Annotated in this window: 11 protein-coding genes; 7 read left to right on the plus strand and 4 right to left on the minus strand. The window is 70.0% G+C overall.

Translation table 11 applies throughout. The annotated features are described in order from the left end of the window. The coding region (locus AB0M27_RS29485) for a CoA transferase (protein ID WP_365726005.1) at positions 1–152 on the minus strand (152 nt) is incomplete at its 3' end. Positions 153–455: 303 nt separating this feature from the next. Here AB0M27_RS29485 and AB0M27_RS29490 point away from each other — a divergent pair. The 5 genes from AB0M27_RS29490 (at position 456) to AB0M27_RS29510 (ending at position 6,508) form a co-directional block, all read left to right on the plus strand. Next, a complete protein-coding gene (locus AB0M27_RS29490; protein WP_365725903.1) occupies positions 456–1,211 on the plus strand; it encodes an acyl-CoA dehydrogenase family protein in 756 nt (251 codons plus the stop codon). Positions 1,212–1,430: 219 nt separating this feature from the next. Continuing rightward, positions 1,431–1,892, plus strand: coding sequence for a formate dehydrogenase subunit gamma (locus tag AB0M27_RS29495; protein WP_365725905.1), 462 nt, complete (start codon positions 1,431–1,433; stop codon positions 1,890–1,892). Next, a complete protein-coding gene (locus AB0M27_RS29500) occupies positions 1,889–3,457 on the plus strand; it encodes an NADH-quinone oxidoreductase subunit NuoF (RefSeq protein WP_365725907.1) in 1,569 nt (522 codons plus the stop codon). Before AB0M27_RS29495 ends, AB0M27_RS29500 begins: the two co-directional genes overlap by 4 nt. Continuing rightward, positions 3,454–6,270, plus strand: coding sequence for a formate dehydrogenase subunit alpha (gene fdhF, locus AB0M27_RS29505; RefSeq protein WP_365725909.1), 2,817 nt, complete (start codon positions 3,454–3,456; stop codon positions 6,268–6,270). The genes AB0M27_RS29500 and fdhF overlap by 4 nt, the downstream gene beginning before the upstream one ends. 1 nt (position 6,271) lies before the next feature. Beyond that, on the plus strand, positions 6,272–6,508 hold the full coding sequence (locus tag AB0M27_RS29510; protein WP_365725910.1) for a formate dehydrogenase subunit delta: 237 nt from the start codon (positions 6,272–6,274) through the stop codon (positions 6,506–6,508). Between the two features lie 87 nt (positions 6,509–6,595). On the opposite strand, the gene AB0M27_RS29515 is transcribed toward AB0M27_RS29510, so the two are convergent. Both AB0M27_RS29515 and AB0M27_RS29520 read right to left on the minus strand, forming a co-directional pair. Next, entirely contained in the window at positions 6,596–7,225 is a 630-nt protein-coding gene (locus tag AB0M27_RS29515) for a carbonic anhydrase (protein ID WP_365725912.1), read from the minus strand. A 57-nt stretch (positions 7,226–7,282) separates the two neighbouring features. Further along, positions 7,283–8,251, minus strand: a complete 969-nt coding sequence (locus tag AB0M27_RS29520; protein ID WP_365725914.1) for a 2-dehydropantoate 2-reductase — start codon at positions 8,249–8,251, stop codon at positions 7,283–7,285. A gap of 286 nt (positions 8,252–8,537) precedes the next feature. On the opposite strand from AB0M27_RS29520, the gene AB0M27_RS29525 reads away from it, so the two are divergent. Continuing rightward, complete coding sequence (locus AB0M27_RS29525; protein ID WP_365725916.1) at positions 8,538–10,100, plus strand: Re/Si-specific NAD(P)(+) transhydrogenase subunit alpha; 1,563 nt, start codon at positions 8,538–8,540, stop codon at positions 10,098–10,100. A 6-nt stretch (positions 10,101–10,106) separates the two neighbouring features. After that, positions 10,107–11,570 (plus strand): Re/Si-specific NAD(P)(+) transhydrogenase subunit beta, encoded by a 1,464-nt coding sequence (gene pntB / locus AB0M27_RS29530; RefSeq protein WP_365725919.1) that lies wholly within the window; start codon positions 10,107–10,109, stop codon positions 11,568–11,570. Positions 11,571–11,775: 205 nt separating this feature from the next. Here pntB and AB0M27_RS29535 read toward each other — a convergent pair whose 3' ends face one another. Beyond that, positions 11,776–12,186: an ATP-binding protein gene (locus tag AB0M27_RS29535; RefSeq protein WP_365725920.1), complete on the minus strand. Its 411-nt coding sequence runs from the start codon at positions 12,184–12,186 to the stop codon at positions 11,776–11,778. Between the last annotated feature and the right edge of the window lie 53 nt (positions 12,187–12,239).

Below are 12,239 nucleotides of genomic sequence, written 5' to 3' on the forward strand. Positions count from 1 at the left end.
TTGAGCATCGTGAAGTAGAGGGAGTCGACGTCCGGCAGGTCCCGCAGCTGTTTGCGGGTGATGTCGCCGGTCGGCGCCTCCAGCTTGATGACGTCCGCGCCCAGCCAGGCGAGCAGCTGGGTCGCGGAGGGCCCGGACTGGACGTGCGTCATGTCCAGCACACGGACACCGTCCAGTGCCTTGGTGTCAGTGGTGGGCTTGCTGATCGCGATGGTCACCGAGTCACCTCACTCGTTCGTCGCGGACTGCGACAGGGCGGCAACAGGAAGTGAATACTGTATGCAGTAGACGGGACCCTAGCCGTTGCGTGATCCAAACGACCCACGCTGGAAGTTGAGGTTTTCCTCAAGAAAGAGCAAAGGGGTGGCATAGCCCGAGGGATGGCATACAGTATGCAATCCACGAGGGGAGGCTCAGCACACTCCCCGCTGGCCCGGACTTCTGGGAGCCGCTCCATGTCGTACCGCTCCGCCCTCTCCTACGTCTTGAGCAGCACCATCGAGCCCTCCGCCGAGCAGACCGGCGCGCACGGGAGGTTTCCCCGCGCCTCGGTGGTCGCCCTCGGGGAGGCAGGACTGCTCGGACTCACCGTCTCCGCCCACCTCGGCGGCGGCGGCCTCGGACTCGTCGAGGCCGCCGAGGTCGTGACCGAGGTGTCCCGCGCCTGCCCGGCCACCGGCACCGTCCTCCGGTCCCACTACGCCGCCGCCGCCTTGATCGAGGCGTACGGCACTCCATGGGTACGCCGGAAGATCGCCGCCGGACATCACCTCAGCACCCTCGCCCTGACCGACGTCCGCGACGGCCAGGGACCGGGCGGCACGGCCTCGCCGACGGTTTCGACCGCGACGCACACCGGCGACGTGGTGGCGCTCCGCGCCCGGAAACGCAACGTCGTCGCGGCAGGCGAGGCCGACAGCTACATCTGGTCCTCCCGGCCGGCCGACGACAGCGACAGGCCGGCTCTCTGGCTGGTCCCGGCGGACGCTCCGGGTCTGTTCGTGCCCGCCCGGCCGAACGGCGCGGGCCCGCGCGGCAGCGGAACGTCCACCGTCTGCGCCGACCCCGTACTGGTCCCGGCGAGCGCGGGGCTCGGCCGGGAGGGCGGCAGGCGAACCGACGCGCTGGGCACCGTCCTTGAGTGGCTGGCCACCCTGCCCGCCGTGGTCTCGGCGACCGTCGATCCGGTCGGCACAGAAGCGCTCGCCTGACCGTCCAGGCGTTCTCGACGGTGGACGCCGGCATTGACGACTGCATACAGTATTCGATGAGTCGTGGACAACCACAGGGGCGCTCATGCCGTACGAGCAGGGCGGCCAGGAACCGGCCGAGCTCGTCGATCACCACCCCGTGGATCCATCCGATCAAGCCAAGGGATTCACACATGCGCGACGATCAGGGGAGGAACAGTGACGACGAGCGTCAGTGACGTGACGACGCAGGCCGCCATCAGTGCGATCGTGGCCGCCCATCGCGGCCAACGCGGTCCGCTGCTGCCGATACTGCACGCCATCCAGTCCGAACTGGGGCATGTACCGCAGGAGGCCGTTCCCCTTCTCGCCCAGGAGCTCAACCTCTCCCGGGCGGACGTGCACGGGGTGGTCACCTTCTACCACGACTTCCGCCGCGAGCCCGCCGGCCGTACGACTGTGCGCATCTGCCGCGCCGAGGCCTGTCAAGCGCTCGGTGCGGGCGCCCTGGTGACCTGTGCCCGCGACCGGGCGGGCGTCGCGCTCGGGGAGACCCGCGCCGACGGTTCGGTCACCGTGGAGCAGGTCTTCTGCCTCGGCAACTGCGCGTTGGGCCCGTCCGTAGAGGTGAACGGCGAGGTGCTGGGACGCATGAGCGCGGATCGCCTGCGCTCAATCCTCGACGAGGCGGTCGCATCATGACGCGGGCTTCGAACTCCCCGGTGACGGTGTACGTCCCGCGCGACTCGGCGGCCCGGTCCGTCGGCGCTGACAAGGTCGCGGAGGCGATACGGAAGACGGCCGCCGATCGGGGCCGGCCGGTCGAGCTGGTGCGCAACGGATCCCGCGGCATGCTCTGGCTGGAGCCGCTGGTCGAGGTGGTCACGCCCGAGGGACGGATCGGTTACGGCCCCGTCGCCCCCACGGACGTCTCCGGCCTCATGGACGCCGGTCTTCTGGACGGCGCCGACCACCCGCTGCGGCTCGGCGTCGTGGACCGTCTCCCCTGGCTGGCCCGCCAGAACCGGGTCACCTTCGCCCGGGTCGGAGTCACCGACCCGCTCTCCCCCGAGGACTACGAGCGACACGGCGGCCTCGCCGGACTGCGCACGGCGCTTCAGCTCCCGCCCGCCGACGTGGTCGCCGCGGTCACCGAGTCCGGTCTGCGCGGCAGGGGCGGGGCGGGGTTCCCCGCCGGCATCAAATGGAAGACGGTGCTCGACTGCGCCGGCGAGCTGAAGTTCGTCTGCTGCAACGCCGACGAGGGCGACAGCGGCACCTTCGCGGACCGCATGGTCATGGAGGGCGACCCGTTCATGCTGATCGAGGGCATGACGATCGCCGCCCACGCGGTCGGCGCGCGCGAGGGATACCTCTACATCCGCTCGGAATACCCGGACGCCGTGGCCACGATGCGCGCGGCGATCGAGATCGCGCGTGAGAACAACTGGCTCGGCGAGCGGATCCTCGGCTCGGACCTCACCTTCGAGCTGCACGTGCGCGTCGGTGCCGGCGCGTACATCTGCGGCGAGGAGACCTCCATGCTGGAGAGCCTGGAGGGCAAGCGGGGTGTCGTCCGCGCCAAGCCGCCGATCCCCGCGATCGAGGGGCTGTTCGGCAAGCCGACCGCCGTCAACAACGTCCTCACCCTCGCCACGGTGCCGGTGATCCTCGCGAACGGCGCGAAGGCGTACCAGGAGCTCGGCGTGGAGCGCTCGCGCGGCACGCAAGTCTTCCAGCTCGGCGGCAACATCGCGCACGGCGGCATCGTGGAGACGGCGTTCGGCGTCACCCTGCGCGAACTGGTCGAGGACTACGGCGGCGGCACGCTCACCGGGCGCCCGGTACGCACGGTGCAGGTCGGCGGGCCGCTCGGCGCCTACCTGCCGACTTCGCTGTTCGATCTGCCCATGGACTACGAGGCGTTCGCGGCGGCCGGCGCGATGCTGGGCCACGGCGGTGTCGTGGTCTTCGACGACTCGGTGGACATGGCCGCGCAGGCGCGCTTCGCGATGGAGTTCTGCGCCGCGGAGTCGTGCGGCAAGTGCACGCCCTGCCGCATCGGTTCGGTGCGCGGCGTCGAGGTGATCGACCGGATCACGGCAGGCGAGCAGCGCGAGGAGAACCTCGCCCTGCTGGAGGACCTCTGCGAGCTGATGACCGACGGATCGCTGTGCGCCATGGGCGGGTTGACCCCGATGCCGGTGCGCAGCGCCGTCACACACTTCTCCGACGACTTCCTCGTGAGGAAGGAGGGCACGGCATGACACTGCTCAAGGAACCCGACTTCGGAACCCCGGAACGGCCCGGCGAGGCGACCGTCTCGGTCGAGGTCGACGGACTGCCCGTCACGGTGCCCGAGGGCACCTCGGTCATGCGCGCGGCCGCGCAGGCCGGCATCGACATCCCCAAGCTCTGTGCCACCGACAGCCTCGAGCCGTTCGGCTCCTGCCGCCTGTGCGTGGTGGAGATCGACGGCCGCCGCGGCACGCCGGCGTCCTGCACCACGCCGTGCGCCGACGGGATGGTCGTACGCACCCAGACCCCCAAGGTGGAGAAGCTCCGCCAGGGCACCATGGAGCTGTACATCTCCGACCACCCGCTGGACTGCCTCACCTGCTCGGCCAACGGCGACTGCGAACTGCAGGACATGGCCGGTGTCGTCGGGCTGCGCCAGGTGCGGTACGGCTACGAGGGCGAGAACCACCTCGACGCCGCGCCCGACCTGAGCAACCCGTACTTCGACTTCAACCCGTCCAAGTGCATCGCCTGTTCGCGATGTGTGCGCGCGTGCGGCGAGGTGCAGGGCACGTTCGCGCTGACCATCGAGGGCCGTGGCTTCGACTCCAAGGTGGCCGCGGGCGCCGGCGAGGCCTTCATGGACTCCGAATGCGTCTCGTGCGGCGCGTGTGTGCAGGCCTGCCCGACGGCGACGCTGCAGGAGCGGTCGGTCGTCGAGCTCGGCATGCCGTCCCGCTCGGTGATCACGACCTGCGCGTACTGCGGCGTCGGCTGCTCCTTCAAGGCGGAGCTGCGCGGCGACGAACTGGTCCGGATGGTGCCGTACAAGGACGGCGGGGCGAACGAGGGCCACTCCTGCGTCAAGGGCCGCTTCGCCTTCGGCTACGCGACCCACCCCGACCGCAAACTCAAGCCCATGGTCCGCGAGAGGACCACGGACCCGTGGCGCGAGGTCGAGTGGGACGAGGCCATCCAGACGGTCGCCCGGAAGATGCGTGCCATCCAGGACATGCACGGCCCGAGTTCGATCGGCGCCATCAGCTCCTCGCGGTGCACCAACGAAGAGGTCTACGTCGTCCAGAAGATGGTGCGCGCGGCCTTCGGCAACAACAACGTCGACACCTGTGCCCGGGTCTGCCACTCCCCCACCGGGTACGGGCTGAAGCAGACCTTCGGCGAGTCGGCCGGCACACAGGACTTCCGCTCGGTGGCGAAGGCCGACGTCATCATGGTGATCGGCGCCAACCCCACGGACGGCCACCCGGTGTTCGGTTCCCGGATGAAGCGCCGCCTGCGCGAGGGCGCGCAGCTCATCGTGGTCGACCCGCGCCGCATCGACCTGGTGCGCTCGCCGCACATCGAGGCCGCGCACCACCTGCAGCTCAGGCCGAGCACGAACGTCGCGGTCGTCAACTCCATGGCGCACGTGATCGTCACCGAGGGCCTGGTCGACCGGTCCTTCGTCGCGGACCGCTGCGAAGGCTTCGACGAGTGGGCGGAGTTCGTCGCCCTCCCGGAGAACAGCCCGGAGGCCACGGAGACCGTCACCGGGGTGCCTGCCGACGAACTGCGGGCCGCCGCCCGGCTGTACGCGGCGGCGCCCAACGGGGCGATCTATTACGGCCTCGGGGTGACCGAGCACAGCCAGGGCTCCACGATGGTCATGGGGATGGCGAACCTCGCGATGGCGTGCGGCAACCTCGGCCGCGACGGCGTCGGCGTCAACCCGTTGCGTGGCCAGAACAACGTGCAGGGCTCCTGTGACATGGGCTCCTTCCCGCACGAGCTCACCGGCTACCGCCATGTCTCCGACGACGCGGTCCGTACCGTGTTCGAGGAGCTGTGGGGCCGTACCCTCCTGCCCGAGCCGGGACTGCGGATCCCCAACATGTTCGACGCGGCGATCGACGGCTCCTTCCGGGGCCTGTTCGTCCACGGTGAGGACATCGCCCAGTCCGATCCGAACCTCCAGCACGTCAGTGCCGCGCTGGCGGCCATGGACCTGGTCGTGGTGCAGGACCTGTTCCTCAACGAGACGGCCAAGTTCGCGCACGTCTTCCTGCCCGGCGCGTCGTTCCTGGAGAAGGACGGCACCTTCACCAACGCCGAGCGCCGGGTCAACCGGGTGCGGGCGGTGATGAAGCCGAAGACGGGCAAGCACGAGTGGCAGATCGTCTGCGAGATCGCCACCGCCATGGGCTACCCCATGGCGTACGACCACCCGAGCCAGATCATGGACGAGATCGCCCAGGTCACACCGACCTTCAAGGGCATCTCATTCGAGGTGCTGGACAGGCTCGGCAGCGTCCAGTGGCCGTGCAACGACGAGGCGCCCGAGGGCACGCCGACGATGCACGTCGACGCGTTCGTGCGCGGCAAGGGCAGGTTCGTCGTCACCGCCTACGTGCCGACGGACGAGCGCACCACCTCGCGCTTCCCGCTGGTGCTGACCACGGGCCGCATCCTCAGCCAGTACAACGTCGGGGCGCAGACGCGACGCACCGGCAACGTGGCCTGGCACCCCGAGGACGTGCTGGAGCTGCACCCGCTGGACGCCGAGAACCGCGGCATCACCGACGGCGACATGGTGACGCTGGCCAGCCGGGTCGGCACTACGACGCTGCGGGCGCGGGTGTCCGACCGGATGCCGCCGGGCGTCGTCTACACCACGTTCCACCATCCGGTGACCGGCGCCAACGTGGTCACCACCGAGAACTCGGACTGGGCGACCAACTGCCCGGAGTACAAGGTGACCGCCGTACAGGTCGGTCTCGCCCACCCGCTCGGGCGGCACGCCACGGAGTCCGTGGAGACCGATCTGCTCGCGAGGGTGGACTGAGATGGCCGCCGCCGTGCCGTCCGAGCAGCGGATGGCGAACCAGATCGCCGCGAACTTCCGGCACGTCCCCGGTGACCGGGCCGCCGAGGCGATCGCGGGCCACATCCACCGGTTCTGGGACCCCCGGATGCGCAGTCGGCTGATCGAGCTGGTGGGCGCCGGGGCGGACGGCCTGGATCCCGCGGTCGTCGCCGCCGTTCAGCTGCTGCGGCGGCCACAGGAGGCCTCGGCCAGCTGACGAACGCCCCGGATGCATGACACCGCCTCATCTCCCTTCTCTTTGACGGGAGATGAGGCGGTGTGGTGTGTGAGGAGCCCGAACGGCTCAGGCGGCGGCGATGTCGTCCAGGCCACGGCTGGTGACCAGCCGTACCCGTCCGTCGTCGAGATGGTAGGAGAGGCCCACGACCGCGGTCTGCCCGCCGAGGAGCGCGGGCGAGCGGTCCAGCAGCAGGTCCACGGTGTGCCGTATGTGCTCGTCCACGATGTCGGGCTCCTCGCTCAGCCCCGCGGCACGCGCGGCCAGCACGCTGGGCGTGACGCGCTCGACGACATCGCGCACGTACCCGGCCGGAGCCAGGCCCTCCTCCAGGGCGGTGCGTGCGGCACGGATCGCTCCGCACGCGTCGTGTCCGAGCACCACCACGAGAGGGCAGCCCAGCTGGCCCACGCCGTACTCGATGCTGCCGAGCACCTCGGGACCCAGTACGTGGCCGGCGGTACGCACCACGAAGAGGTCCCCCAGCCCGCGATCGAAGATGATCTCCGCGGCCAGTCGTGAGTCGGAGCATCCGAACACCACGGCGAAGGGATGCTGCCCGGGCGCCAGAGCGGCGCGACGCGCGGCGTCCTGGTTCGGGTGCCTGGGGTCTCCGTCGACGAAACGCTGATTGCCCGTCAGGAGGATGCCGAGGGCCTGGTCTGCGGTGGGCGTCTGCGCCTGGATGGATGCCATCTAATCAGGATGCGTAGACTCCATACAGTATGCAATACCTCTGCACGGGTCGGCGGCTCACGCGTTGCGCTGCGCGAGCAGGTCCGTCGCCGCGTGGACGGCCCGCAGGGTGGGCGCCTCGGCGCCGGTGATGTCGGCCATCTCGACCACCGCCGCCACCACGGCGTCGAGTTCGAGCGGCTTGCCGGCCTCCAGGTCCTGCAGCATCGAGGTCTTGTGGTGGCCGACCCCCTCGGCACCGCGCAGCCGCTTCTCGATGGAGATGTCCGGCTTGCTGCCGACCCTGGCCGCGATGTCGAGGGTCTCCTCCATCAACTGGGTGACCAGCCGCCGGGTTCGGGGGTGACGGCAGATCTCGACCATGGTCGCCCTGGTGAGCGCGCTGAGCGGATTGAACGCGACGTTGCCCATGAGCTTGATCCAGATGTCGTCACGCAGCTTCGCCTCGACCGGCGCCTTCAGGCCACCGGCGACCAGGGCTTCGCTCAGCGCCGTACAGCGCTCGGAGATGTGCCCCGAGGGCTCCCCGAGGGAGAACCGGGTGCCTTCCAGGTGCTTGATCACTCCGGGCGCCTCGATGACGGTGGCCGGGTAGACGACACAGCCGATGGCCCGTTCGGGCGGCAGGACCGCGCTGGTGGCACCGCCCGGGTCGACCGCTTCCACGCGACGGCCCTCGTAGGGCCCCGCCAGCCGGTGGAAGTACCACCAGGGGATGCCGTTCTGGCCGGCCACGACCGCCGTGTGATCGGCGAGCAGCGGCTTGATGAGAGGCCCGCAGGACGGGTACGAGTGCGCCTTCAGCCCGAGGAACACGTAGTCCACCGGGCCGATCTCGGTGGGGTCGGCCGTGGCGTGCGGCCGGGCGGTGAAGTCGCCGCGCGGACTGTTGACCCGGACCCCGTCGGCCTGCATGGCACGCAGGTGCTCACCGCGGGCGACGAGGTGAACCTCGGCACCGCCCCGGTGCAGAGCGGCACCGACGTACGCGCCGATCGCGCCGGCCCCGAGGACTGCGATCTTCATGAGGGCTCCTCTCGATTGGAGACTGCATACTGTATTCAGTCCCTTCCGCGCATGTCCACCAACGCTGCGTAACCAGATGACCCGAGAAGCAACTATTGCATACAGTATTCGATCCTTATTATGCTCGCCCGATCGAGCGCTTCCGCTGCGGCCCGTTGACGACGGCCGGCGTTGGCCCGTATCCGTCTGACGGGTAGGTTCCAGCGACCGAAGGAGAACGGCTCCGTACCACGGCCCCGCACGCACATCCCCGCCTCGAACCCTCCTCCGAAGAGAGATACAGGACATGGCTGATCAAGAACCGGCACACCATCCTCCCCAGCGCGTAGGCGTGGTCGCCGAGTCCGTGCCCGGGGAGACGCGCGTCGCGGCGACCCCGGCGACGGTGCGTCTGCTGCTGGGGCTCGGCTACGAGGTCGTGATCGACCCCAGTGCCGGTGAGGCCTCCGACTTCGCCGACCAGGCCTACGTCGATGCCGGCGCCGAGATCGGCGAGGCCTGGGGCGCGGATGTCGTTCTGAAGGTGAACGCCCCCTCCGTCTCCGAGATCGCCCGGCTGCGGGAGGGCGCGACCTTGGTCGCCCTGCTGGCCCCGGCACAGAAGCCCGAGCTGCTGCAGGCGCTCGCCGACGCCGGCGTGAGCGCGCTCGCGCTGGACGCGGTGCCGCGCATCTCGCGCGCACAGTCGATGGACGTGCTGTCCTCGATGGCGAACATCGCCGGCTACCGCGCGGTTATCGAGGCTGCGCACGTCTTCGGACGCTTCTTCACCGGCCAGGTGACCGCGGCGGGCAAGGTGCCGCCGGCGAAGGTCCTGGTGGCCGGCGTGGGTGTGGCCGGTCTGGCGGCGATCGGCGCCGCCTCCAGCCTCGGCGCGATCGTGCGTGCCACCGACCCGCGGCCGGAGGTCGCGGACCAGGTGAAGTCGCTCGGCGGCGAGTACCTCCCGGTGAACGTCGCTCAGGAGGCGAGCACCGACGGCTACGCCAAGGCGACCACCGCCGACTATGACCGTGCCGCCGCCGAGCTCTACCACGAGCAGGCCCAGGACGCGGACATCGTGATCACCACCGCGCTGATCCCGGGCCGGCCGGCGCCGCGCCTGCTGACGGCCGAGGACGTGGCCGTCATGAAGCCGGGCAGCGTCATCGTCGACATGGCCGCCGCCCAGGGCGGCAACGTCGAGGGCACGGTCGCGGGCCGGGCGGTGGTGACCGACAACGGCGTGACCATCATCGGCTACACCGACCTCGCCTCCCGGCTGCCCGCACAGGCCTCGCAGCTGTTCGGCACCAACCTGGTGAACCTGATCAAGCTGCTCACGCCCGGCAAGGACGGGCAGCTGGCGATCGACTTCGACGACGTCGTGCAGCGGGCCGTGACCGTAGTGCGGGACGGCGATGTCACCTGGCCGCCGCCGCCCGTCGCGGTCTCGGCCGCGCCCGCCGTGCAGCCCGCGACCGAGCCCGCCAAGCCCGAGCCCGAGCCCGAGAAACCGAGGCTGACGCCTGCGGGACGTTTCGGCCTGATCGGGCTCGGCATGCTCGCGATGTTCCTGCTGGCGGCCTTCGCCCCCGCGCAACTCGCCGAGAACTTCACCGTGTTCGCACTGGCGGTGGTGATCGGCTACTACGTCATCGGCAAGGTGCACCACGCGCTGCACACACCCCTGATGTCGGTGACCAACGCGATCTCCGGGATTGTCGTGATCGGCGCCCTGCTGCAGATCGGACACGAGAGCCGGATCGTCACCACGCTGTCCTTCGTGGCGATCCTGCTGACGAGCGTCAACGTCTTCGGAGGTTTCGCCGTCACCCGCCGCATGCTGTCCATGTTCTCGAAAGGCTGAGCCGAGATGACCTCCATGACGGCCTCCCACGCGGCCGACCTGGTCGCCGCCCTGTTGTTCATCCTGAGCCTGGCCGGCCTGTCCCAGCACCGCACCTCCCGCGCCGGCGTCGTCTACGGCATCGCCGGCATGGTCCTCGCGCTGGTCGCCACGATCGTGGTGGCGGCGCAGAGCATCACCGCCGGCGCCGTGGCCCTGATCGTGCTGGCCATGGCGCTCGGCGCGGTGATCGGCCTGTGGCGGGCTCGCGGGGTCGAGATGACGCAGATGCCCGAACTGATCGCGGTGCTGCACAGCTTCGTCGGCCTCGCCGCGGTGCTGGTGGGCTGGAACAGCTACCTGGAGGTGGAGTCGCACGGCAAGGCGCAGACCCGGATCGGCGCCGACCTGCTGGGCATCCACCACGCCGAGGTGTTCATCGGCATCTTCATCGGCGCGGTCACCTTCACCGGCTCGATCGTCGCGTTCCTGAAGCTTTCGGCGCGGATCAACTCCCGTCCGCTGATGCTGCCGGGCAAGAACGCGCTGAACCTCGGCGCGCTCGGTGCCTTCGTCGCGCTGACGGTCTGGTTCACCATCAGCCCGGACCTGCCGCTGATGATCGCGGTGACGGTGCTGGCGCTGGCGCTGGGCTGGCACCTGGTCGCCTCGATCGGCGGCGGCGACATGCCCGTCGTCGTCTCCATGCTGAACAGCTACTCGGGCTGGGCGGCGGCCGCGGCCGGCTTCCTGCTCGACAACAACCTGCTCATCGTCACGGGGGCGCTGGTCGGCTCCTCCGGTGCCTACCTGTCCTACATCATGTGCAAGGCGATGAACCGCTCCTTCATCTCCGTCATCGCGGGCGGTTTCGGCATCGAGGCGCCGACCGGCCGCGAGGAGGAACAGGGCGAGCACCGCGAGGTGCGCGCCGCGGAGGCGGCCGAGATGCTCGCCCAGGCCCGCTCAGTGATCATCACCCCCGGCTACGGCATGGCCGTCGCCCAGGCCCAGCACCCGGTCGCCGAGCTGACGCGACAGCTGCGCGAGCGGGGCGTCGACGTCCGCTTCGGCGTCCACCCCGTCGCCGGGCGCCTGCCCGGGCACATGAACGTGCTGCTGGCCGAGGCGAAAGTGCCCTACGACGTCGTTCTGGAAATGGACGAGATCAACGACGACTTCGCCGACACCTCGGTCGTGCTCGTCATCGGCGCGAACGACACCGTCAACCCGGCCGCGGCCGAGGACCCGAGCAGCCCGATCGCCGGCATGCCGGTGCTGCGGGTCTGGGAGGCGGAGCAGGTCATCGTCTTCAAGCGTTCCATGGCCTCCGGCTACGCGGGCGTGCAGAACCCGCTGTTCTTCCGCGAGAACAGCAGCATGCTCTTCGGCGACGCCAAGCAGAGCGTGGAGGAGATCCTGCACGCGCTCAGCACCGACGGCCGGCGCGAGGCGCCCCCGGCCGCACGTCGGGTGACGGTGACGGGCTAGGCGTCCTGTGATCCTCAAATGAGCGAGGGCCTTCTGAACCTGGTGCGGAGTGCGACATCCGCGCCGGCGAACCAGAAAGGCCCTCGTGCCCGGGAGGCAGCCCTGACCGAGACCGGAGGGCTACGCCTCCCGTGCTGCGGGGACGCTCCGCCCCCGTGCAGCGGCCGGACACCGTCGTGTCCGGCCGCTACGGGCGTTCCCGGGCCTACGTGCGGGCCGTGCGGGTCCCGGGACAGGTGACGGGCAGCTCCACCGCGACACGCCAGCCCGTGGCGTCCCGCCGTATCTCCGTCCGCGTGGCGAGCGCGCCCACGATCCGCAGACCACGGCCGTGCTCGTCCGGATCGCCGTCGGAGTGCGGCCGGACGCCTCCTCCGTGATCGCGCACCGTGATGTGCAGGAGGTCCCGGTCCAGGCTGAGGCGCAGCGCCATGTGGTGGTGACCGTGCTCGGCCGCGTTGGCCGCCAGCTCGTCGACGACGAGGACCGCCGCGCAGGTGTCGTCCTCACCCAGGCACCACTGGCGCAGCAGCGTCTCGGTGAAGTGCCGCGCACCGGACACCGTGGCACGCCGGGCGGGAAGGACCAGCAGCGCGTGTCGGGGAGATTCGATCATGGTAACACCCATCGACGAATACTGTATTCAGTATACAGACCATCGAAACTACT

Origin of the sequence: Streptomyces sp. NPDC052107, assembly GCF_040680215.1 — a bacterium.
Lineage (GTDB): Bacteria > Actinomycetota > Actinomycetes > Streptomycetales > Streptomycetaceae > Streptomyces.